The organism is Nocardioides sp. Leaf307 (genome assembly GCF_001423135.1).
Taxonomy (GTDB): Bacteria; Actinomycetota; Actinomycetes; order Propionibacteriales; family Nocardioidaceae; genus Nocardioides; species Nocardioides kribbensis.
Map to the genome: position 1 here is coordinate 1,682,707 of NZ_LMNY01000001.1, position 22,740 is coordinate 1,705,446.

General features: G+C 73.9%; 20 protein-coding genes. 11 read left to right on the forward strand and 9 right to left on the reverse strand.

Going from position 1 to position 22,740, the window contains the following annotated elements; translation table 11 throughout:
- Positions 1-73 precede the first annotated feature (73 nt).
- The 5 genes from ASF50_RS07710 (at position 74) to ASF50_RS20010 (ending at position 5,473) form a co-directional block, all read left to right on the forward strand.
- Entirely contained in the window at positions 74-1,078 is a 1,005-nt protein-coding gene (locus ASF50_RS07710; RefSeq protein ID WP_056903963.1) for a homocysteine S-methyltransferase family protein, read from the forward strand.
- 190 nt (positions 1,079-1,268) lie between these two features.
- Positions 1,269-2,270 (forward strand): PAC2 family protein, encoded by a 1,002-nt coding sequence (locus ASF50_RS07715; protein ID WP_056864295.1) that lies wholly within the window; start codon positions 1,269-1,271, stop codon positions 2,268-2,270.
- Positions 2,271-2,272: 2 nt separating this feature from the next.
- Complete coding sequence (locus ASF50_RS07720) at positions 2,273-3,127, forward strand: acyl-CoA thioesterase (protein ID WP_200920046.1); 855 nt, start codon at positions 2,273-2,275, stop codon at positions 3,125-3,127.
- Positions 3,124-3,999, forward strand: coding sequence for an acyl-CoA thioesterase (locus ASF50_RS07725; protein WP_056903965.1), 876 nt, complete (start codon positions 3,124-3,126; stop codon positions 3,997-3,999). Before ASF50_RS07720 ends, ASF50_RS07725 begins: the two co-directional genes overlap by 4 nt.
- Before the next feature lie 283 nt (positions 4,000-4,282).
- Entirely contained in the window at positions 4,283-5,473 is a 1,191-nt protein-coding gene (locus ASF50_RS20010; protein WP_308196124.1) for a M23 family metallopeptidase, read from the forward strand.
- Between the two features lie 88 nt (positions 5,474-5,561).
- Here ASF50_RS20010 and ASF50_RS07735 read toward each other — a convergent pair whose 3' ends face one another.
- On the reverse strand, positions 5,562-6,038 hold the full coding sequence (locus tag ASF50_RS07735) for a winged helix-turn-helix transcriptional regulator (RefSeq protein WP_200920047.1): 477 nt from the start codon (positions 6,036-6,038) through the stop codon (positions 5,562-5,564).
- 96 nt (positions 6,039-6,134) lie between these two features.
- Here ASF50_RS07735 and ASF50_RS07740 point away from each other — a divergent pair, with 96 nt between their 5' ends.
- A complete protein-coding gene (locus tag ASF50_RS07740) occupies positions 6,135-7,535 on the forward strand; it encodes an MFS transporter (RefSeq protein WP_156718144.1) in 1,401 nt (466 codons plus the stop codon).
- Between the two features lie 126 nt (positions 7,536-7,661).
- Here ASF50_RS07740 and ASF50_RS07745 read toward each other — a convergent pair whose 3' ends face one another.
- The gene (locus ASF50_RS07745) at positions 7,662-8,558 is read right to left on the reverse strand and encodes a MaoC/PaaZ C-terminal domain-containing protein (RefSeq protein ID WP_235557585.1); all 897 of its coding nucleotides are present in this window, start codon (positions 8,556-8,558) and stop codon (positions 7,662-7,664) included.
- A 1-nt stretch (position 8,559) separates the two neighbouring features.
- On the reverse strand, positions 8,560-9,894 hold the full coding sequence (locus tag ASF50_RS07750; protein WP_056903968.1) for a 3-oxoacyl-ACP reductase: 1,335 nt from the start codon (positions 9,892-9,894) through the stop codon (positions 8,560-8,562).
- Between the two features lie 135 nt (positions 9,895-10,029).
- On the opposite strand from ASF50_RS07750, the gene ASF50_RS07755 reads away from it, so the two are divergent.
- Positions 10,030-11,313 (forward strand): acetyl-CoA C-acetyltransferase, encoded by a 1,284-nt coding sequence (locus ASF50_RS07755; protein WP_056903969.1) that lies wholly within the window; start codon positions 10,030-10,032, stop codon positions 11,311-11,313.
- A 72-nt stretch (positions 11,314-11,385) separates the two neighbouring features.
- Here the strand turns inward: ASF50_RS07755 and ASF50_RS07760 are convergent, their stop codons facing one another.
- The 4 genes from ASF50_RS07760 to ASF50_RS07775 form a co-directional block, all read right to left on the reverse strand.
- On the reverse strand, positions 11,386-12,072 hold the full coding sequence (locus ASF50_RS07760; RefSeq protein ID WP_056864302.1) for a TetR/AcrR family transcriptional regulator: 687 nt from the start codon (positions 12,070-12,072) through the stop codon (positions 11,386-11,388).
- Between the two features lie 53 nt (positions 12,073-12,125).
- Positions 12,126-13,568, reverse strand: coding sequence for an HNH endonuclease signature motif containing protein (locus ASF50_RS07765; RefSeq protein WP_156718145.1), 1,443 nt, complete (start codon positions 13,566-13,568; stop codon positions 12,126-12,128).
- A 169-nt stretch (positions 13,569-13,737) separates the two neighbouring features.
- Positions 13,738-14,178, reverse strand: a complete 441-nt coding sequence (locus ASF50_RS07770; RefSeq protein WP_156718146.1) for a hypothetical protein — start codon at positions 14,176-14,178, stop codon at positions 13,738-13,740.
- A complete protein-coding gene (locus ASF50_RS07775; protein WP_056903972.1) occupies positions 14,175-15,716 on the reverse strand; it encodes an ATP-dependent DNA ligase in 1,542 nt (513 codons plus the stop codon). The genes ASF50_RS07770 and ASF50_RS07775 overlap by 4 nt, the downstream gene beginning before the upstream one ends.
- Positions 15,717-15,828: 112 nt before the next feature.
- Between ASF50_RS07775 and ASF50_RS07780 the strand changes: the two genes are divergently transcribed.
- Positions 15,829-16,779, forward strand: coding sequence for a DNA-3-methyladenine glycosylase family protein (locus ASF50_RS07780; RefSeq protein WP_228942088.1), 951 nt, complete (start codon positions 15,829-15,831; stop codon positions 16,777-16,779).
- 34 nt (positions 16,780-16,813) lie between these two features.
- Here ASF50_RS07780 and ASF50_RS07785 read toward each other — a convergent pair whose 3' ends face one another.
- Positions 16,814-17,485, reverse strand: coding sequence for a Crp/Fnr family transcriptional regulator (locus ASF50_RS07785; protein ID WP_056903973.1), 672 nt, complete (start codon positions 17,483-17,485; stop codon positions 16,814-16,816).
- Between the two features lie 211 nt (positions 17,486-17,696).
- Between ASF50_RS07785 and ASF50_RS07790 the strand changes: the two genes are divergently transcribed.
- A complete protein-coding gene (locus ASF50_RS07790) occupies positions 17,697-18,680 on the forward strand; it encodes an SCP2 sterol-binding domain-containing protein (protein WP_056903974.1) in 984 nt (327 codons plus the stop codon).
- Positions 18,681-18,772: 92 nt separating this feature from the next.
- Here ASF50_RS07790 and ASF50_RS07795 read toward each other — a convergent pair whose 3' ends face one another.
- On the reverse strand, positions 18,773-20,035 hold the full coding sequence (locus ASF50_RS07795; protein WP_156697880.1) for a phospholipase D-like domain-containing protein: 1,263 nt from the start codon (positions 20,033-20,035) through the stop codon (positions 18,773-18,775).
- 56 nt (positions 20,036-20,091) lie between these two features.
- Between ASF50_RS07795 and uvrB the strand changes: the two genes are divergently transcribed.
- Together uvrB and ASF50_RS07805 are read left to right on the forward strand one after the other, a co-directional pair.
- Positions 20,092-22,218: an excinuclease ABC subunit UvrB gene (uvrB, locus tag ASF50_RS07800; RefSeq protein WP_056864309.1), complete on the forward strand. Its 2,127-nt coding sequence runs from the start codon at positions 20,092-20,094 to the stop codon at positions 22,216-22,218.
- Positions 22,215-22,679: a VOC family protein gene (locus ASF50_RS07805; protein ID WP_235557586.1), complete on the forward strand. Its 465-nt coding sequence runs from the start codon at positions 22,215-22,217 to the stop codon at positions 22,677-22,679. The genes uvrB and ASF50_RS07805 overlap by 4 nt, the downstream gene beginning before the upstream one ends.
- The last annotated feature ends 61 nt before the right edge of the window (positions 22,680-22,740 follow it).

A 22,740-nucleotide genomic window follows, 5' to 3' on the forward strand; every position in this document is an offset into this window, starting at 1 on the left:
CCTGGCCCGGGTCCGGCTCGGCGGGTAGGACGTCCACCGGGGCGCCCGGACGTCCCGGGACGGAGGACCAGCCGTGGCCGGCACACCGCCACCGTGGGACGACGCGGCCGCGTGGGTCACCGACGGTGGGCTCGAGACGGACCTGATCTTCCACCACGGCGTCGACCTGCCCGCCTTCGCCGCCTTCCCGCTGGTCGACGACGAACGCGGACGCGGGCTCCTCGAGCACTACTACCTCGGGTACGCCGACGTGGCCCGCCGGGTCGGGGCGGGGCTGCTGCTCGAGACCCCGACGTGGCGCGCCGGCGCGGAGTGGGCCGCGTCGCTCGGCCACGACGTGCACGCCGCGGCGGGCCTCAACCACCGGGCCGTGGACCTGGTGCACGCCCTGCGTGGGCGACTGACCGACCTGCTCGTCGTGCGGGTCATCGGCACGATCGGGCCGCTGGGCGACGGCTACGTCGCCGGCGAGCGACTCGATCCCGACGACGCGGCCAGCCGTCACCTACCGCAGGTGGCCGCCCTGGCGGGGGCCGGCGTCGACGCGGTGACGGCGTACACCATGACCGGGGCCGCCGAGGCGGTCGGCGTCGTGCGCGCGGCGCGCTCGGTCGGCGTGCCGGTGGCGGTGTCCTTCACCGTCGAGACCGACGGCACCCTGCCCGACGGCACCGCCCTGGCCGACGCGGTCCGCCGCCTGGAGCGCGAGGCGCCCGCCGACGGCTACCTCGTCAACTGCGCCCACCCCGACCACGTGGCGCGGGCCCTCGACGGCGGCGGCGGCGACAACGGCCACGACAGCGGCCACGACAGCGGCCACGACAGCGGTGACGACAGCGGCTGGCGCTCCCGCATCCTCGGCCTCCGCCCGAACGCCTCGACGCTGAGCCACGCCGAGCTCGACGCCGCCGAGAGCCTCGACGAGGGAGACCTCGACCTGCTCGTGGACCGCACCGAGCACCTCCGGCAGCGGCTCCCGGCGCTGCGGGTGCTCGGCGGCTGCTGCGGCACCGACGTCTCCCACGTCGCCGCGCTGTGGGCCGGACCTCCGGGTCGCGCCCTGCTGGGGTCGCGCTGAGCCGGGCCGCCGGACGAGCGGGCTGTGGGTGGCGTCACCTGCGGGCGGTCCGCCGCACGGGCTGTCGCGACGAGCGGTCGGCGGGGGGAATACCGTGGTCCGCTACGGTGCTCGGGCCACCGACACCCGGCCCGCCTGCCCGGCGGGCCTCCGCCTCTGCGCCCGTCGCAGACCGTGCCGAGAGGACGCCGTGCCTGCCGAACCCCGCCTGGTGCACATCGTCGACGACGTGCCCGAGCTCGACGGCTCGCCCGAGCACCTGACCATGGTGCTGGTGCTCGACGGCTTCCTCGACGCCGGCAACGCCGCCGCCCGCGCCGCGCGCCACCTCGTGGACCTCGAGGAGGACAGCCTCCTCGGCCCCCCGGCCGTGCCCTCGTCGAGCCGGGTGGTCGCGACCTTCGACGTCGACCAGCTGCACGACTACCGCGCCCGTCGCCCCGCGATCTCCTTCGTGCGCGACCACTACGCCTCGTACGACGCCCCGCGCCTCGTGGTGCGGCTGCTGCGCGACAGCGGCGGGACGCCGTACCTGCTGCTCCAGGGACCCGAGCCCGACAACCGGTGGGAGGCCTTCGCCCGTGCCGTGCGCGAGGTCGTCGAGCGCTTCGGGGTGACCCGGGTGGTCTCGATGGGCTCGGTGCCGATGGCCGTGCCCCACACCCGACCCGTGGCGCTGACCCACCACGCCAACGACCCCGAGCTGCTGCTGGGAGCCACGAGCCCGTGGCGCGGCGAGCTGCGTGTGCCGAGCAGCGCCCAGGCGCTGCTCGAGGTCAGGCTGGGGGAGTGGGGCCACCCCGCGCAGGGCTTCGTGGCCCACATCCCGCACTACCTCGCCCAGCTCGACTATCCCCGTGCCTCGGCGGCCCTGCTCGAGCAGGTCGAGCTGGCCGGGCGCCTCACCCTCGACCTGTCGGTGCTGCACGCGGAGGCCGAGCAGCGCGAGGAGGAGATCACCGCCTACCTCGCCGACAACGCGGAGGTCGACGACGTCGTGCAGGCCCTCGAGCGGCAGTACGACGCCTTCGAGCGCGCCGAGGAGTCGGGCGGCAACCTGCTGGCCCCCGACGAGCCGCTGCCGACGGGTGAGGAGATCGGACAGCAGTTCGAGCAGTTCCTGGCCGGTCTGGAGGAGCCCGACGACCAGGGCCCCGACGTGGCGGGGCCCGACACCACCGGGCGGGACTGAGCGTGCCGCGCGACGCCCGGGAGCTGGTGGCGCTCCTCGACCTCGAGACCATCGACGACAACCTCTTCCGCGGCGCGGTCCAGGAGTCGAGGCTGCCGCGGGTCTTCGGGGGCCAGGTCGCCGCGCAGGCCCTCGTGGCCGCCCAGCGCACCGTCGACCCGGCCTACGCCGTGCACTCGCTGCACGCCTACTTCCTGCAGCCCGGCGACACCACGACGCCGATCATCTACGACGCCGAGCCGCTGCGCGACGGTCGCTCCTTCGCCACCCGCCGCGTGCTGGCGCGCCAGCACGGCCGGCCGATCTTCGCGCTGACCGCCGACTTCCACCGCCCCGAGCCCGGCCGCGAGCACCAGTCCCGGATGCCCGACGCGCCGCCGCCGCAGGAGTGCCTCGACCCCACCACGATGCTGCGCGAGGGCGACCGCTCCTGGGAGGAGTTCGAGGTGGCCGACCTGCGCTACGTCGGCAGCTCCCACGACCTGCTGCCGCCCGACCCCGAGCACCCGGGCCGCCAGCGGCTGTGGCTGCGGGTGCGCGAGCAGCTGCCGGAGGACCCTTTCCTGCACGTCGCGGCCTTCACCTACCTCTCCGACATGAGCCTGATGGGCGCCGCGCTCAGCCCCCACGGCCTGCGGCTGGGGTCGCGCGGCACGCTGGTGGCCTCCCTCGACCACGCCGTGTGGTTCCACCGGCCCTTCCGCGCCGACCAGTGGTGGCTCTACGACCAGGTCTCGCCGGCCGCCCAGGGCGGACGGGGACTGGTCAACGCCCAGGTGTTCACCCCCGACGGCACACTCGTGGCGTCGGTGGCCCAGGAGGCGCTGCTGCGCCCGGTGGAGAAGGAGACGACATGACCAGCGGGCTCGTCCCCGACCCGGAGGCCGCGGTCGCCCACCTGCTGGGCCTGCTCGACCTGGAGCGGCTCGACGACGACCGCTACCGCGGCGCCACCGTCGACTACGGCCGCCCGCGGGTCTTCGGCGGCCAGGTCGCCGCGCAGGCGCTCATCGCGGGCATCCACACCGTGCCCGAGGGCTTCGAGGTGCACTCGCTGCACTCCTACTTCCTGCTGCCGGGCGACCCGCACGTGCCGATCGTCTTCGACGTCGAGCGCATCCGCGACGGCCGCTCCTTCCTGACCCGCCGCGTGGCCGCCCGCCAGCACGGGCGCCCCATCTACTACCTCACCGCCAACTTCCACCGCGCCGAGGAGGGCTTCGACCACCAGGACGCGATGCCGGAGGTCCCCGCGCCCGAGCAGGGTGTCGACCTGCTCTCGCAGATGGCCTCGCGCGGCGACGGCGAGGGACCCAAGCTGGCCCGCGAGTGGGGTGCGGTCGAGGCCCGCTCGATCGGCACCTCCGGCCACGGACTGGCCGACGACCCGCTGCACCCCGCTCGCGCCCAGCTGTGGTTCCGGATGGCGGCGGCGCTGCCCGACGACCCGCACCTCCACCTGGCCGCCTTCACCTGGGCCAGCGATATGAGCCTGCTGGGCGCCACGCTGGCCGCCCACGACCGTCCGGCCGGGGTGCAGATGGCCTCGCTCGACCACACGGTGTGGTTCCACCGGCCCTTCCGGGCCGACGAGTGGTGGCTCTACGACCAGTGGTCGCCGTCGGCCCACGGCGCGCGGGGTCTGGCCATCGGCAGGGTCTTCACCCAGGACGGCCTCCTGGTCGCCACGGTGGCCCAGGAGGGCCTGATCCGGCCGCCCCGCGGCTGACCTGTGGCTGACCCGCGCACGGCGCTGGTCCAGAGGGCCTTACCATTACATCGCTGTAGTTCGTGACAGACACGCCGAGAGCGTGGTTTCGTGTGTCTACTCGTGTGACGGTTGACGACTCCTGGGGCTGATGAGCGCGAGGCACAGCGACGTGCCTCGTCGTGTCCGGTGGTCGCGACGTCCTCCGCGCGCCCACCTCGAGGACGTCCTCACCATGCCCCCCTGGTCCCCCCTCCCGTCCGAGCCCCGTGCCGTCCGTGGCCGCCCCTGGTCCATCCGCGTCGTGCTGGGCGCCACCGGACTGGCCCTGGTGTGCCCCACCCTCGTGCTCGCCGCGCCGGCGGGTGCGGCGCCGGACACGGCGTACGAGGTGCCGTTCCCGTGCGGCCAGACCTGGACCGGCACGACACGGTCCAGCCACAGCCCCAGCTCGCGGGCGATCGACTGGAACCGCACCGACGACGTCGACGACCCCGTCGTCGCCGCCGCGCCCGGCGTCGTCACCACGGCGGCGCCCACCGGCACCTCCGGCTACGGCCACTACGTGGTCATCGACCACGGCGGCGGGGAGAGCACCCTCTACGCCCACCTCAACGACGTCGTCGTCGTGACCGGTCAGAGCGTCGACCAGGGCGCTCAGATCGGCACCCTGGGCTCGACGGGCAACTCCACCGGCCCCCACCTGCACTTCGAGGAGCGCCAGGACCGCTCGGTGATCGAGGCGTGGTTCCACGGCGCCCCCTTCGTCTACGGCAGCACGGTCGACTCGCAGAACTGCGTGGACGTGCCGTTGGCCGGCAACTTCGCCGGCGACGCACCCGCGGAGCTGGCGGTCTACCGGCGCGCGGACACCTCGGAGTTCCGGATCCAGCGCCCCCGTGCCAAGCCCCGCGTCGTGCGGCTGGGCACGTCGACCGACGACCCCGTGGTCGGTGACTGGGACGGCGACGGACTCACCAACCCGGGCGTGCGCACGCCGTCGACCAAGACCTTCACGCTGAAGACCGGGGCCGGGCTCACCACGGTCGTGCTCGGCAACGCCACCGACGAGCCCGTCGCCGGCGACTGGGACGGCGACGGCCTGTGGGAGGTCGGCGTGTGGCGCGCCAAGACCGCGCAGTTCCGGATGCGGGCCGCCGACGGCACGGTGTCGACCGCCGTCCTGGGCGACGCCGACGACGTCCCGGTCACCGGCGACTGGGACGGCAACGGCACCACCGACCTCGGCGTCTACGACCAGGCCACCGCGACCTTCACGCTGCGCCGCGTCGACGACGACGGGCTGGCCTGGACCGCCGACGTGGTCTTCGGCGAGCCCGGCGACCTGCCCGTGGTGGGCGACTGGGACGGCAACCTGCGCACCGACGTCGGCGTCTGGGACCCCGCCACCGCGACCTTCTCCGAGCGTCGGGCGACCTCGCCCACGGCCGCTCGGGCCACGGTGCAGGACCTGAGGTTCGGCCGGGCGCGCTGAGGGCTGGCCCGGCGCGCCAGGCCGGGCCTGGACCAGGGTCGGGCCGGCCGGGGTGCCGTCGGTCGGCGTGCTGTCGGTGGCGGGACTGTCAGTCGGCGGCGAGGCGGGGGTAGTCACTCCTGCGTCGGGGGTCGTCGGGGGCGACGGCGTGGGTCCGCCCCCACGCGAGGAGCGCGTCCAGCACCGGCAGCAGGTCGCGTCCCGCGGGGGTGAGCGCGTAGCCGCCCCGCGCGCCCGCCGTGTTGCCCGCTGCGTCGCCCGCGGTGTCGGAGGTGCGTCGCACGACGCCGGCCGCCTCGAGCGAGCGCAGGCGCGCGGCCACCCGGTCGCGGGGCGCCCCGGTGCCCCGCACGATGTCGGTGAAGCGCCCGCTGCCCATCGCCAGCTCGCGCACGACCAGCAGCGACCACCGCTCGCCGACCACCTCGAGCGCCGCCGCGGCCGGGCAGGGGCGCCCCGGCAGCGAGTCGAGCGCGACGTGGGTCGTTGCAGGGGTCGAGTCGGGGGTCGCGTCGAGGGTCGCGGCCGACGGGGGGACCGGTGCGGAGATCAGAGACTCGTTCACCGGTCCCGGTCCCTGCCCTCGGCGACGGCCGGCCGGGCGCGCCGAGGCGTGCGACGGGGTGTCCAGGAGGTCCTCACCTGTGTACTGTCCTGCGGTGTGAGTTTGAATGTCAAACCCTCTTCCGGTCGCGTCAGCACGGGCCGGGAGGCGGGGGCGCGGGCGCTGCCCGTCGTCGCGCTGGGCACGGCCCTGGTCCTGGTCACCTACGTCACCCCGATGGCCACGCTGCCCGCCGCGGCCGCCGACCTGGGTGCCGGTCCCGCCGCGCAGGCGTGGGTGCTGAGCTCGATGAGCGTCGGCCTCGCCGGAGCCCTCCTCGCCACCGGCGTGCTCGGCGACGCCCTCGGTCGACGCCGCGTCTACCTCGCCGGCCTGGCGGCGGTCGGTGCCGGTGCCCTCGTGTGCGCGATCGCCCAGGAGCCGCTCCTGCTGATCGGGGCCCGCGTCGTGCAGGGCGTGGGCGGCGCCGCCGTGCTGGCCTGCGGGCTGGCCCTGCTCGCCCACACCCACGCCCCGGGGCCCGCGCGGGCCCATGCGACGTCGGTGTGGGGCGCCAGCGTCGGGCTGGGCATCGCCACCGGCGCCCTCCTCGCCGCCGCACTCGACCTCGGGTCGGGATGGCGCGAGACCTACGTCGTCACCGCAGCGCTGGCCGCGCTGCTGCTGCTGCCCTCGGTGCGGGCGCTGCCCGTCTCCACGCCCGCGGCGCGGCGGGTCGACCTGCCCGGGCTCGCCCTGCTGGTGCTCGGCATGTCGTGCCTGGTCGCGGCGCTGACGGAGGGGCGTGACGGCGTCGATGGCCCGGTGGTCGGCCTCGTCGTGGGTGGGGTCCTCGCGCTGGCGGCCATGGTCGTCGTCGAGCGCCGCGTACGCGAGCCGCTGGTGGAGCCCGCGCTGCTGGCGCACCCGCGGTTCCGGGCGGCGACCGGGGGATCGCTGGTGCTCGGCCTCGGGATGATCGGCATCTCGTCGTACGTGCCGACACTGGCGCAGGCCGGGCTGGGGGAGAGCCTGTGGGTCGGCAGCCTGCTCGTCGTGGCCTGGGCCGCGGCGAGCGTCGTGGCCTCGCTGCTGGTGCGCCTCGTGCGTCACCCGCTCGAGGGCGGCAGGCCCGTGGCGTTGGTGCTGCTCGTCGTGGCCGGTGGGCAGATGATCGGCTTCGGGCTCGACGAGGGATCCGCGGTGACCCGGGTGGCGCTCGCCATGGTGGTCTCCGGTCTGGGCACCGGGGTGCTCAACGCACTGCTCGGACGCGAGGCGGTCGCCAGCGTGCCGCCGGAGCGCGCCGCCATGGGCTCGGGTGCCAACAACACCGCCCGCTACCTCGGCGCCGCCTGTGGCATCACCCTCACCGTGACCCTCGCGGCGCACGCCGGGTCGGGCAACACGGCACCGGCCGCGCTGGTGGCGGGCTGGAACGTCGCCGTCGTCGTGTCGGCCTCGCTCACCGTGCTCGGTGCCGCCGCCATCGCCGTCCTGGGGCGGCCCCGGACGTGAGCGCGCCCTCCTCGCCGGGGCGAGGAGGGCGCGATCGGACGCCGCGACCGGGCGTGGTGACCGGGCGTGGTGACCGGGCCTGGTGACCGGGCGTGGTGACCGGAAGTCGTCACCTGGCGGGCGGGCTCAGAGCGCGGTGCTGCGTCCCACCACGTGCGGGGCGCCGGACCGCGGGTTGGTCAGCGCGAACGCGATGCCGTCGTCGAGCACCCGGGTGCCGAGCTCGACCGAGCCCGGCAGCAGGATCGGCTTCTTGAAGGCCGCGTCGACGCGCACCGCGTCGGGCAGCCGGTTCTCGATCGCGGCCACGCAGCGCGCCAGGCTCCACATGCCGTGGGCGATCTGGCGCGGGAAGCCCAGGGCCTTGGCCGTCCACGGGTACAGGTGGATCGGGTTGTGGTCGCCCGAGACGGCGGCGTAGCGGCGGCCCAGGTCGCCGGGCAGGCGCCACACGGTGCCGTTGGGCGAGGTGTCGGGGAAGGAGGACCCGCTCGGTGCGTCGGCGTCGCCGCGTCCGCGGCGCAGGTAGGTCGAGGTGCTCTCCCAGACCAGCTCCTCGCCCACCCGTGCCTCGGCCACGAACTCGTAGACCGTGCCCTTGGGATGGGGGCGGGGGGCTCCCACGCTGGTCGTCACGGTCAGGCTCTCGCCCACCGCGACCGGCCGGTGGCCGGTCACCGCGTTCTCCAGGTGCACCGTGCCGATGGCGGGTGCGGGGAACGACGGCTCGGTCATGATCGCCATGTGCAGCGGGAAGGCGAGCATGTGGGGGTAGGTCAGCGGCGCGGTGTCCTTGCTCGGGAAGCCGCAGACCTCGGCGTAGGCCTCGACGTGGGCGCGCTCGACGGTCACCGGCGGCCGCGTGAAGGTGAGGCCGGAGAAGGACGACGCCGGCCCCTTCCTCACACCGGGCAGGGAGCCGACGACGGGGATCGACGGGAGGGCGGCCTTGAGCAGCGTGGGCACGGCCCCGGAGCCGGGGGTGACCAGGCGGGGGGACTGCGGCGCCCCGGTGCCGGACACGTCAGGCCCCCAGCATCATCTGGCCGCACACGCGGACCACGTTGCCGTTGACGGCGCTCGACGCGGGGTCGGCGTACCAGGCCACGGTCTCGGCGACGTCGACGGGCAGACCGCCCTGCGACATCGCGTTGAGGCGTTGACCGACCTCGCGGGTCGCGAACGGCACCGCTGCGGTCATCTGCGTGATGATGAAGCCCGGCGCCACGGCGTTGACGGTGATGCCGTCGGTGAGCTCGCCCTTGAGGGAGTCGACGAGGCCGATGACGCCGGCCTTGGAGGCGGCGTAGTTGGTCTGGCCGACGTTGCCCGCGATGCCGGCGATGCTCGCCACGCCGACGATCGAGCCGTGGGCGTTGACGACGCCCTGGTCGAGCAGCTCGCGGCTGATGCGCTCCGGGGCGGTGAGGTTGACGGCGATGACCGACTCCCAGCGGTCCTCCGACATGTTGGCGAGCTTCTTGTCGCGGGTGATGCCGGCGTTGTGGACCACCACGTCGACGCCGCCGTGCTTGTCCTTGAGGTGCTGGGCGATCCGCTGCGGGGCGTCCTTCGCGGTGATGTCGAGGGTCAGCCAGTCACCGTCGAGCTCGTTCATGAGCTTCACCAGGCCGTCGGCGGCCTGGGGCACGTCGACGCCCACGACGGTGGCGCCGTCGCGGTGCAGGACCCGCGCGATCTGCTCGCCGATCCCGCGGCTGGCGCCGGTCACGAGGGCCACCTTGCCGGCGAGCGGGCGGGTCCAGTCGGTGACCGCGGGCGCGTCGGTCGAGCCGGTGGCGCCGATGCGCACGACCTGGCCCGACACGTAGGCCGACTTCGGGGAGAGCAGGAAGCCCAGCGTGCTGGCGACCGACGCCTCGGCGCCCTCGGCGACGTAGACCAACTGCACCGTGCCGCCGCGACCGATCTCCTTGCCCAGGCTGCGGGTGAAGCCCTCCAGGGCGCGCTGCGCGACGCGCTCGCCCCCCTCGAGGAGCTCCGGCGGGGTGCCGAGCACGACGACGCGCGGGCAGGTCGCGAGGCTGCGCATGAGCGGGGTGAAGAAGTCGCGCAGGGCGACGAGCTGGTCGGAGGACGTGAGGCCGGTGGCGTCGAAGACCAGGCCCTTGAGCCTGGATCCCTCGGCCGGGGCGTCGGTGCTCTCGACGCCGAGCTGGGAGAGGATGCCGCCGAGCGACTCGGCGAGGCGGCCGCGTCCCCCGACGGCGACGATGCCGTCGACGAGCGGAGCGCCCTCGGCGTACCGCTCGAGGCTCATGGGGGCGGGGAGGCCGAGGTTCTTGACCAGCAGCTTTCCGAGCGGGGACTGCGAGAAGCTCTGGTACTTGTCGCTCATGCGGGTGGTCCTCCGTGTGGTGGTGGGAGATCGTGGGGCACGGTCATGTAACCCGATGTGTAACTCAGCGTCCACACATCGTGACGTGCCCCTCACAGGCTTCACTGCGAGGCCTGTCGACGCAAGGATGACCCTATGCAACCCACCACTCGTCGCGTCGCCGTCATCGGCGGCAACCGCATCCCCTTCGCCCGGTCCAACACGGTCTACTCCGACGCGTCGAACCAGGACATGCTCACCGCCGCCATCGACGGCCTCGTGACCCGCTTCGGCCTCGAGGGCGAGCGCCTCGGCGAGGTCGTGGCCGGAGCGGTGCTCAAGCACAGCCGTGACTTCAACCTCACCCGCGAGGCGGTGCTGGGCTCCAAGCTCTCACCCGAGACCCCCGCCACCGACATCCAGCAGGCCTGCGGCACCGGTCTCCAGGCGGCGATCCAGGTCGCGAACAAGATCGCCCTGGGCCAGATCGAGGTCGGTATCGCCGGTGGCTCGGACACCACCTCCGACGCACCGATCGCCGTGGGGGAGGGACTGCGCAAGATCCTCCTCGAGGCCAACCGGGCCAAGGACCTCAAGGGTCGCCTCGCGGCCCTGGCCAAGGTGCGTCCCGGCGACCTCGTGCCGAGCATCCCCCAGAACGGCGAACCCCGCACCGGGCTGGCCATGGGTGACCACGCCGCGCTCACCGCGCTGGAGTGGCATGTGGGTCGTGAGGAGCAGGACGCCCTCGCCGCGACCTCCCACCAGAACCTCGCCAAGGCCTACGAGGCCGGCTTCCTCGACGACCAGATCACCCCCTTCCGCGGGCTCGAGCGCGACCAGAACCTGCGCCCCGACTCCTCGGTGGAGAAGCTGGCCAAGCTCAAGCCGGTCTTCGGCAAGGGCGAGGCCGCGACGATGACCGCGGGCAACTCCACCCCGCTCACCGACGGCGCCTCGGTGGTGCTGCTCGCCTCGGAGGAGTGGGCCGAGGAGAGGGGCCTGCCCGTGCTGGCCTACCTCACGGCCTACGAGACCGCCGCGGTCGACTACGTGCACGGCGGCGAGGGTCTGTTGATGGCCCCCGCCTACGCGATGGCGCGCATGCTGCAGCGCGAGGGCCTGAGCCTGCAGGACTTCGACTTCTACGAGATCCACGAGGCGTTCGCCTCGCAGGTGCTCTCGACCCTCAAGGCCTGGGAGGACCCGGTCTTCTGCAAGGAGCGCCTGGGTCTCGACGCCCCGCTCGGCTCGATCGACCGCTCCAAGCTCAACGTCAACGGGTCCTCGCTCGCCGCGGGGCACCCGTTCGCCGCCACCGGCGGACGGATCGTCAACGTCCTCGCCAAGCTGCTCGCGGAGAAGGGCAGCGGTCGGGGAGTCATCTCGGTCTGCGCTGCCGGCGGTCAGGGCGTCACCGCGATCCTCGAGCGCCCCTGAGTCTCCACCGCACACCCACCAGGCCCGTCCGACGAACGTCGGGCGGGCCTGGTGCTGTGGGGGTCCCGCGACCTAGACGCCGAGCGACGCCATGGCCAGCGCGGAGGCGACGAGGTACTGACGCACCTGCTCCGGTGAGATCTCACCGACGGTGGGGATGCCCGGCGCCGCCTCCTTGACAAGGATCCCGACCCGCGCGAGCTGCAGGGCGCCGAGGCCGCTGGCGTACAGCGTGTTGGCCAGCAGGGTCGGGTCGCCGACACCGAAGGCCCCGCGTCTGGTGCCGTCCTCCAGGACCGTGGAGAGCACGGCCAGGCACGTCGAGATGCCCCGGCCGAGGCGGAAGAGGGCACCCTCGGAGATCTCGTCGAGGAGCTCGGGGCCGGAGCGCCGCATGAGGGCCTGGGCGCAGTCGACGAAGGCCGGGTGGGCCAGCCCGTAGTCGACGAAGGCGCCGACGATCAGCTGCAGACGCTCCCGCGGCTCCTCGGCCGAGGCAGCGGCGGCCTGGAGCGCGGCGTGGAGCTCCTCGAGGTAGCCCACCAGCGTGAGGGCGAAGAGCTCCTCCTTGCCGGTGAAGTGGCGGTAGACGATCGCTCGGTTGATGCCGACGGCCTTGGCGATGTCCTCGATCTGGGCGTCGCGCACCCCGCGCTGGTCGAAGAGCGCGCGCGTCGCCGCGATGATCTCCTTCTCGCGGGCGCGCCGGCGCGCAGCCGCGGCGGATCGCCGTCCGTCCGTCTCTGAGGCAGTGACCATCCCCGTATCGTACGACTGGTGCAACTCTCAGTTGCACGGCTGTGACGGGACCGTCAGTTCTCGTCGTGCGGTGGGTCCGGATCTGGTCGGGCAGCCGTGGCACGGCGGCGGGTCCTGCCCCAGCCTGAGGGCGTGGCGTGTGCGTCGGACCGGTCCTCCGAGGCGTCGTGCGGGCCCAGCGCGTCGCCGGGCGTGGAGCATGCGCGCGAGCCGGTCTCCGACAGACCTGTCGGTGGGAGGAACTCCGGTCGGCCGTCCGAGCCCGTCCGCACCTGCCACGGTGTGTCGTGGATGGTGCGGTGGTGGTGCCCGCAGAGCAGCGCCAGGTTGCCCAGGGCGGTGGGGCCGCCGTCGGCCCAGTGCTCGACGTGGTGGGCGTGGCACATCACCGGGGGACGTCCGCAGCCGGGGAAGGTGCAGTGGGTGTCGCGAGCCACCAGGGCGCGCCACAGCGAGGCTGAGACCACGCGCGCCTCGCGGCCCAGGTCGAGCACGGCGGACTCCGCGCCGAGGACGGCGGGGATGACGGTGGCGTCGCACGCCATCCGCCGCACCGTGCCGGCGCTCAGCGTGAGGCCGTCGTCGGTCTCCCCGCCGCGCGTGGCGCCGACGGCGTCCCGCAGTTGCTCCCAGGGGATCGTGACGCTCACGCGGGTGCGCTCGCCGTGCGATCCGGGCACCGCGTCGGTGTCGAGCGCGTGCTGCGCCACCTGCACCAGGGCGTCCCAGGTGCGGGCGCCGTGGTCCCGGGGGTCGCTAAGCCGCTCACCGGTCTGCGGGTCGACCGACGGGGCGGGGGCGGTGAGCGGCAGCAGCGCCTGGCGCAGGACCGCGGCGTCCTCGGCGCTGCCGCGCCCGCGGACCCTGACCCCGCCCGCGCCGTCGTCGCTGATCGACAGGAACCGACGGCGGTGGGACGCGCGGGCCAGACGGTCGCGCTGGCGCTCGCGCTCCCGCGCGGCGCGCCCGGGGTCCACCTCGTCGACCACGCGTACGGCGGCCCGCGCGAGGTCGGTCGCGTGGAGGTGGTCGGCCTTCTCCAGCAGCGAGGTCTCGGCCCGCGTGCGCAGGGCGGTCTCGGCGGGCAGCTCCTCGACCGCGTCGATCACGAGGGCGGCCTGCTCGGGGCTGACGGTGCCGGCGACGAGGGCGGCCAGCGTGGCCGCCCGGTCGCCGACCAGCTCGTGGGCGTGGGCGACGGCCTGGCGACCCTGGGAGACCCGGAGTCCGGCGACGTGGGTCAGCCAGTCGGCGGTGGAGCCCCAGCCCAGGCTGCGGCGGGCGAGGTCGCGACGATCGATCTCCACGAGGGCCCGCGCCTCGGCGGCCCGCAGTGCCGACCGGGCCGCGACGAGGTCGAGGGCGCTCGCCAGTAGGTCGTCGTCGCCGAGCACGTCCCAGGGCGCGTCGGCCAGGGCGCCGAGGGCGGCCCGTGCTCGCGCGGCGAGGGTCTCGGGTGGCCGCGTCGCGGCCGAGGTGAGGGCGGTCATGGACATGGCCACAGCCAACCGTCCACGCCGTCCGCGGGGGCCAATGGTGGGTGCACCTGGGGAGCATCGACGCCACGACCGCGGCTGTGGACGCCTCGTGGTCAGCGGAGGAGGCCGACACGGTGGTGTGCCGGGCTCGGTGGGGGTCGGGGCTACTTCCTCGCGCGTCGCCGGGTCAGGGGGCGGTGGAGAGCTCGACCTCGAAGGTCGTGGCCCTCGCGAACTCGTCCAGCGAGGTGAGGCCGATCGTCGTCGCCGCTCCGGACTCCACCAGGGACAGGCCGGTCAGCGTGCCCAGCCTCTGCTGCCCACCGACGGCCGTGACCTCGACGCGGACGTCGGCCGCGTCCTCGCCGTCGTTCGTGACGCGGATCGAGCCCGTGAAGTACCCGAGCGACTGGTCGTTGGTCACCCTCAGGTCGGTCCAGGAGTAGCGGCCCGCGTCGCCGCCGGACGCCGAGCGGAGCTCGTCGGCCCCGACCGTGGCAGTCGTGGTGACCTCCTCGACCTCGGTCGGGTCCCGGTCCGCCCCGCCCCCGGCGGGCGCCGTGCACCCGCCGCTCAGGACGACGGCGCCGACGAGGCCCGCCGCCACCACGATGGGCGGCATCCTCATGGTGTGCGCTCCTCTCGGAAGTGCGCCCGCACGGCGGCGATCGTGTCGGCCTGCTCGGGGCCCTTGTCGTCGCGGTAGCGCACGACCCGGGCGAAGCGCAGCGCCAGCCCACCGGGGTAGCGGGTCGAGCGCTGCACGCCGTCGAGCGCGATCTCGACGACCTGCTCGGGGCGCACGTGGACCACGTGGCCCTCGCGGTGGGTCTCGAGGCCCAGGAACCGCTCGGTCTGCCAGGCCAGCGTCTCGTCGGTCATGCCCTTGAACGTCTTGCCCAGCATCACGAAACCGCCGGCGCCGTCGGCGGCGCCGAGGTGGATGTTCGACAGCAGGCCCGTGCGGCGACCCGAGCCCCACTCCGCGGCGAGCACGACGAGGTCGAGGGTGTGCACCGGCTTGACCTTGACCCAGCCCGCGCCGCGGCGGCCCGCGTCGTAGGAGGACGACAGCGACTTCACCACCACCCCCTCGTGGCCGGCGGCGACGACCTCGGCGGCGAAGTCCTGGGCCTGCCGCTCGGACGGGCCCGCGAGACGGGCCACCCGGTGCTCGGCGGGCACGAGCGCGTCGAGCGCGGCGAGGCGGGTCTCGAGGGGCTCGTCGAGCAGGTCGCGGCCGTCGAGGTGGAGGATGTCGAAGAAGTACGGGGTGACGTGGAGCCCGTCGTCGCTGGCGCCCTGCGCCGTGCGCGAGGCGGTGTCCTGGAAGGCGCGCGGTCGACCGTGCTCGTCGAGGGAGAGGGCCTCGCCGTCGAGGACCACGCTCTCGGCGTCGAGGGCGAGGGTCACGGCGACGACCTCGGGCAGCCGGTGGGTGATGTCGTCGAGGGAGCGGGTCGCGATGACGACCTCCTCGCCGCGGCGGTGCACCTGCACCCGGATGCCGTCGAGCTTGGTGTCGACGACCACGCCACCACCCACGGCTCCGGCCTTGACCAGGCCCGCCGCCACGTCCGGCGCCGAGGAGGCGAGCATGGGCAGCACCGGCCGCCCCACCTCGAGCCCGAATCCGGCCAACGCGTCGGCGCCCCCGGTGAGGGCGGCCACCCCGGCGGCCACGGTCGAGCCCGCCAGCATCGCCGCGCGGCGCACGTCGGCGACCGGCACCTGAGCCACGGCGGCCACGGCCTCCTGCACGACGGCGTCGAGCGCGCCCTGTCGCACCTCGCCGGTGACGGCCCCGCGCAGCCAGGCCTGCTCGGCGGCGTCGGCGCGCCCGAAGAGGTCGGCCACGGCGGCGGCGCGAGCCGACTGCGAGCCCGGGCCCGCGAGCGCCGACAGCGCCGTGAAGGCCCGGTCGACCTCGACCACGTCGAGCCCCGCCGTCTCGGCGGGCGGCGGCAGGTCGGCGACCGACCGCCACCCGAGACCGGTGCGACGCTGGCGCAGGGAGCCGGCGAGGTAGGTGACCACGACGTCGACCTCGTCGGGCCGGGCGTGGTCGAGCCGGCGCAGGAGTGCGGCCAGGGCCTCGACCTTCGCCTTGCGGGAGCGGGTCGCGGCCACCGCCTCGGAGGTGGCGACGACGTCGGCGAGCAGCATCCCCCCATTGTGGCGACCCCCACCGACACCGCCTCACCCCGACGAGGGCCCGCGGGTCGACGTCCCTCGGTCCGGGGGTGCACCGTCGGCGCCCTGGCGTAGCGTCGTGCCCGTGAGCGAGTCGTCGGCGACCAGCGGCGGGCAGGTCAGGGTGTGGCGCCCGGCGTGGGCCTGTCCGGCGGCGCGGGTGCTGCGGCTGCACAAGCGCGGCGGCGGCGACCCGACCTACCGCATCGACGGTGAGCGGCACTGGCGCGGCATCCGCACCCCGGAGGGGCCCGCCACCCTGCTGGTGCACCCCCGCCCGGGCCTGGGCGAGGTGCACGCCGAGGCGTGGGGGCCCGGGGCGTCCTGGGCCCTGGAGTCGGTGCCGGCGATGCTGGGCGCCGACGACGACTGGTCCGGTTTCGAGCCCCGCCACCCCGTCGTGGCCGAGGCCCGCCGCCTCCACCCCGACCTGCGCCTGGGCCGCACCGGCCTGGTCATGGAGGCGCTGGTGCCGGCGATCCTGGAGCAGAAGGTCACCGGCCAGGAGGCGTTCGCGGGCTTCCGGATGCTCGTCCACCGCTTCGGTGAGCGCGCGCCGGGTCCGGGGGAGCAGCTGCGGCTGTGGGTGCAGCCGCCACCGGAGCGGCTGCGCACCATCGCCTCGTGGGAGTGGCTCCAGCTGCACGTCGATCCCCAGCGCTCGCGCACCCTGGTCACGGCCGCGCGCGTGGCCGACGCCCTCGAGCGCACGGCCACCCTCGCCCCCGAGGAGGCCGACCGGCGGCTCCGGACCTTGCCCGGCATCGGGGTGTGGACGAGCGCGGAGGTCCGCCAGCGCGCCCACGGCGATCCCGACGCCGTCTCCTTCGGGGACTACCACGTGGCCAAGGACGTCGGGTGGGCGCTGACGGGCGAGCCGTTCGACGACGAGGCGATGGCGGCCTACCTCGAGCCGTGGCGTCCCCACCGGGGGCGGGTGCCGATGCTGCTGGGGGCGGCCGGCCTCCACCGGCCGCGCCGCGGCGCGAAGATGGCGCCGCGCACCCACCTGCCCTCCCGCGTCACCCGCCCCTGAGCGGTGGGGTGTGCCGCCGCGGCGGGCGGAGAGGTCAGCCGGCCAGGCGCTCCAGCGCGTCCCGGTCGATGACGGTGATGGTGCGCTGGCGCACCTCGATGACGCCGCGACGCGAGAGCGAGGCCAGGGCCTTGTTGACCGTCTCGCGCGCCGAGCCCACGAGCTGGGCGAGCTCCTCCTGGGTGAGCTGGTGCTCGACCCTGAGGTGGCCCTCGTCGGTGGTGGTGCCGAACTTCGAGGCCAGGTGGCGCACGGTGCGAGCCACGCGGCTCGGCACGTCGGCGAAGGCGAGGTCGGAGACGGTGTCGTTGGAGCGGCGCAGCCGGCGGGCGAGGTCCTGCAGCAGCGCCACCGCGATCGCCGGGTCGCGCTCGAGCTCGCGGTCGAAGACGTCCCGCTCCAGCTCCAGCAGGTGTGCGCGGGTGATGGCGGTGACCGTGGCGCCGCGCTCGCGGCCGTCGAGCAGGGCCATCTCGCCCAGCATCTCGCCGGGGCCCACCACCGCCAGGATGGTCGGGCGCTCGTCGCGGTTGGCGCGGGTGACCTTCAGCGCGCCCTCGCGCACGAGGTACATCGTCTCGTGCCGGTCGCCCTGGGCGAACAGCGTGGCGCCGCGCTCCACGACGACCTCGGTCATCAGGGGAAGCAGGGCCGCGACGGCGCCGAGGTCGTCCGGTGTGGTGGGGCCGGGGTCGAGCGGGGTCACGGATCCTCCGAGAGGCAGGGAGTCGGGCACGTCACCACATGATCGGACACGACGGGGGGTCGAGGCGAGCGGACGCCGGATGAGGTACGCCACTCCCGCTCGCCGGCGCCTGGCCCCGGGGGCCCGACGCGCCGGTCCGCGGGGTCCCAGGACGGTTGCTGCGACTTCGTGTCACACTCACGTGAGCCGAGTCACACCTGCCGGAGGACCGATGAGCACCGACCTCGACCTGCTGCGCACCGCCGACCGCGAGTCCGCCGCCGCCTTCTTCGCCGCGGCCCCCGCCGAGGGTCTGGTCGCCGCGGTCGCCGCGACGCCCGACGACCGGCTCGTCGAGCTCCTCGGGCGCCCCCAGGTCCGCGCCGCCGCCGTCACCGGCATCCTGCGACGCCTCGACGAGTACGCCGACCCCGCGCGGCTGGCCGACCTCAAGGGCTCGGTCCGCTTCGAGCTGGCCACCAGCGACGGCGGGGTCGAGACGCGGGGCCTGGCCTTCGCCGACGGGGTCATCGAGCCCCTCGTGGAGGCGTCCGCCCTCGGGGCGGACCCCGCGGGGGCCGACGTCGTCCTGCGCAGCACCCTGCTGCGCTTCGCCCGGCTCGTCACCGGCCAGGGCAACGCGGCCCTCGACTACCTCGCGGGCCACCTCGAGGTCGAGGGCGACGCGATGCTGGCGCTGGGCGTGGGTGGCCTGTTCCGGGTGCCCGGCCACGACGAGGTGGCCGTCGACCCCACCGCCCTCGACCCGGTCGAGGTCGCCACGGCGGTCGCGGAGGCGAGCACCGACCACCTGCGCTCGGTCATGGCCGGCGGCTTCCGACCGGTCGTGCTCGACGAGGTCTTCCGCCGCCTGCCCGACTTCGTCGACGCCCGCCGCTCCTCGCGGCTGCGCGTCGCCGTCGGCTTCCGCCTGGCGGCCAGCGGCGACCTCCCGGCCGACCGCTACCTGGTGCGCATCGACCGCGGGCACACCACCGTGGAGCGCACCGAGACCGGCGACGACGGTCGGGACGGTCGGGACGCCACCATCGTGTGCGAGGCCCACGACTTCCTGCGCCTGGCCACGGGCCAGCTCAGCGTCATGACCGGAGTGCTCCGCGGCCAGCTGAAGGTCCGCGGCGACCGGGCCAAGGCGCTGCAGCTCGCCGGGGCCATCGACTTCCCGAGGGCCGCCCCGCAGCGCGCCCGGCGCTGAGGCCCGACCAGCCCGGTCCGGAGCAGCCCGGTCCGGAGCAGCCCGGCCCGGAGCACCGGTCCCGAGCGGTCGAGCCGGCGGAGCGGCGCGCCTCAGAGCAGGGGGCGCAGCGGGCGCAGCACGAGCTCGGTGAACTTGCGGTGCAGGTCGCGTGCCTCCCACTCGCCACGGGTGAGCTCGAGGCTGTTGGACTCGTCGACCATCCAGATCTCCTCCAGCGTCTTGGCCAGCGACTCGTCGATGACCTCGACGTTGACCTCGTAGTTGCCCGAGAGGCTCAGCCGGTCGATGTTGGCGGTGCCGACCGTGGTCCACGTGCCGTCGACGGTGGCGGTCTTGGCGTGCACCATCGCGTCGCGGAAGCGGAAGATGCGCACCCCGGCGTCGAGCAGCTGGGAGAAGTAGCCGCGCGAGATCCAGTCGGCCACGATGTGGTTGGACTTCAGCGGCACCAGCAGGCGCACGTCGACCCCGCGGCGCGCGGCGGCCCGCAGGGCGTCGACGAAGTCCTGGTCGGGGATGAAGTAGGCCTGCGTCATCCACACGTTGCGGCTGGCGCGGTTGATGGCCTCAAGGTACATCGACCGGATGGGGAACATCCACAGCCGCGGCACGTTGCGCTGGATCCGGATCCGGGGCTCCCACACCGAGCTGGTCTCCAGCAGCAGCGGCCGCTCGCTCACGCCGATGAGGCGACGGCGGTTGAGGTTCCAGAAGTCGGCGAAGGCGCGCTGCAGGTCCCACACGCCGGGGCCGGTGATCCGCACGTGGGTGTCGCGCCACTCGGTCTCGTAGGCGTCGCCGATGTTGTAGCCGCCCACGAAGCCGACCGTGCTGTCGACGACCAGGATCTTGCGGTGGTCGCGGCCGTAGCGGCGGACGTCGAAGAAGCGCCAGCCGGCGGCGTAGACGGGGTAGCGCAGCACCTTGACCTGGCGGGGGAAGCGCTTGAAGACGGGGGAGACGACCAGGTTGGCGAACCCGTCGTAGATGCAGTAGACGTCGACGCCGCGGTCGGCGGCCGCGACGAGCGCGTGCTTGAACCGCTCGCCGGTCTGGTCGCCCTTCCAGATGTAGGTCTCGAAGAGGATCTGCCGCTCGGCGCCCTCGATGGCCGCGAGCATGTCCTCGTAGAGGTCCTGGCCGTAGGTGTAGGTCGTCACCGCGCCGTCGCCGATGTCCACCGTGCGCGGCGGCGTGGTCGGGAAGGGCTTGGGGTGCTTGCCGCGGCGGCGGTAGGAGTCGACCAGCGACATCGCGACCGCGATGACCAGGGGCACGCCGAAGACGCTCAGCAGGGTCCGGCGCAGCAGGGTGACCACACGGTCGGCGACGCTCGGCGGTCGCGGTCTCACGGGGACAACCTAGCGTCACGGTGGGGACTGTCGGTGGCCGGTCGTAGGCTCGCAGCATGCGACCCGTCACCGATCTCGAGCGCCGCGTGGCCCCCTTCAAGGTCGTCTCCGACTACGAGCCCTCCGGAGACCAGCCGACCGCCATCAAGGAGATCACCCGCCGCATCAACGACGGGGTCGAGGACGTCGTCCTCCTCGGTGCCACCGGCACGGGCAAGACGGCCACCGTGGCCTGGGTGGCCGAGCAGGTGCAGCGCCCCATGCTGGTGCTCCAGCCCAACAAGACGCTGGCCGCGCAGTTCGCCAACGAGCTGCGCCAGCTCTTCCCCGACAACGCGGTCGAGTACTTCGTGAGCTACTACGACTACTACCAGCCCGAGGCCTACGTGCCGCAGACCGACACCTACATCGAGAAGGACTCCTCGATCAACGAGGAGGTCGAGCGGCTGCGGCACTCGGCCACCAACTCGTTGCTGACCCGACGCGACGTCATCGTGGTCTCGACGGTGTCCTGCATCTACGGCCTCGGCACCCCGCAGGAGTACGTCGACCGCATGCTGCGGCTCAAGGTCGGCGAGGAGCGCGACCGCGACTCGATCCTGCGCCAGCTGGTGGAGATCCAGTACACCCGCAACGACATGTCCTTCACCCGGGGCACCTTCCGGGTGCGCGGCGACACCCTCGAGATCTTCCCGGTCTACGAGGAGCACGCGATCCGCATCGAGTTCTTCGGCGACGAGATCGAGCGGCTCATGAGCCTGCACGCCGTCACCGGCGAGGTGCTCACCGAGGACACCGAGCTCTACGTCTTCCCCGCGACCCACTACGTCGCCGGCCCCGAGCGCATGGAGCGGGCCATCAAGGGCATCGAGCTGGAGCTGGAGGACCAGCTCGCCGCCTTCGAGAAGCAGGGCAAGCTGCTCGAGGCCCAGCGGCTGCGCATGCGCACGACCTACGACGTCGAGATGATGCGCCAGGTCGGCTCCTGCTCCGGCATCGAGAACTACTCGATGCACATGGACGGGCGCACCCACGGCTCGGCGCCCAACTGCCTGCTCGACTACTTCCCCGAGGACTACCTCCTCGTCGTCGACGAGTCCCACGTGGCGGTGCCGCAGATCGGTGGCATGTACGAGGGCGACATGTCGCGCAAGCGCAACCTCGTCGACCACGGCTTCCGCCTCCCCAGCGCCATGGACAACCGACCGCTGCGGTGGGAGGAGTTCCTGGAGCGGATCGGTCAGACGATCTACCTCTCCGCGACCCCGGGCGACTACGAGCTGGACAAGGTCGGCGGCGACACCGTCGAGCAGATCATCCGCCCGACCGGCCTCATCGACCCCGAGGTGGTGGTCAAGCCCACGAAGGGCCAGATCGACGACCTCATCCACGAGATCCGGCTGCGGGCGGAGAAGGACGAGCGGGTCCTGGTCACCACGCTGACCAAGAAGATGTCGGAGGACCTCACCGACTACCTCCTCGACGCCGGCATCCGCACCCGCTACCTCCACTCCGAGATCGACACCCTCAAGCGCATCGAGCTGCTGCGCGACCTGCGCCTGGGCGACTACGACGTGCTGGTCGGCATCAACCTGCTGCGCGAGGGCCTCGACCTGCCCGAGGTGTCGCTCGTCTCGATCCTCGACGCCGACAAGGAGGGCTTCCTGCGCTCCGACAAGTCGCTCATCCAGACCATCGGCCGAGCAGCGCGCAACGTGTCGGGCCAGGTGCACATGTACGCCGACAAGATCACCCCCTCGATGGAGATGGCGATCGAGGAGACCAACCGCCGCCGCGACAAGCAGATCGCCTACAACAAGGCCCACGGCGTCGACCCGATGCCGCTGCGCAAGAAGATCGCCGACATCACCGAGATGCTCGCCCGCGAGGACGAGAACACCCAGGCGCTGCTCGAGACCTGGGCCGGCACGGCCGCCAAGGGACGCGCCGGCGGTGTGAAGGTCCGTCAGCCCACCCCGGTGCTGGGGGAGAAGGCCGCCGGGACCCACGCCCCCGACGTCTCGGGCATGCCCAGCGCCGACCTCGCCCAGCTCATCCAGGACCTCACCGAGCAGATGCGCACGGCGGCGGCCGAGCTGCAGTTCGAGGTCGCGGCCCGCATGCGCGACGAGATCTCCGACCTCAAGAAGGAGCTGCGGCAGATGATGGAGGCCACCAAGTGAGCCTGGCGGGCCCCGACGCGGCGGCGGTCGTGCGCGAGGTGCAGGTGACCCTCGACGCCGCCGACCCGCGCGGGCTGGCCGGCTTCTGGCGCGCCGTGCTGGGCTACGTCGACGACGAGCCCCCGGCTGGGTTCGACACGTGGGAGGCGGCCCTGGAGGCCTGGGGCGTGCCGCCCGAGGAGCGGGGGCGGGCCTGGGCCGTCCACGACCCCACCGGCAGCGGCCCGCGGCTGTTCTTCCAGCGGGTGCCCGAGACGAAGGCCACGAAGAACCGCGTGCACCTCGACGTGCGGGCCGCGCCGGGTCTCAGCGGCGAGGCGCGCATGGCCGCGCTCGAGGCCGAGTGCGAGCGCCTGGTCGCCCTGGGCGGCAGCCGGCTGCGGCGTGTGGAGGCCGACGGCGCCGACGAGGGCATCATCGTGATGGCCGACCCCGAGGGCAACGAGTTCTGCCTCGACTGAGGCCCGGCCCCTGCCCCGACCCCTGCCCCGACCACCGCTCCGACCACCCTTCCCAGCACCG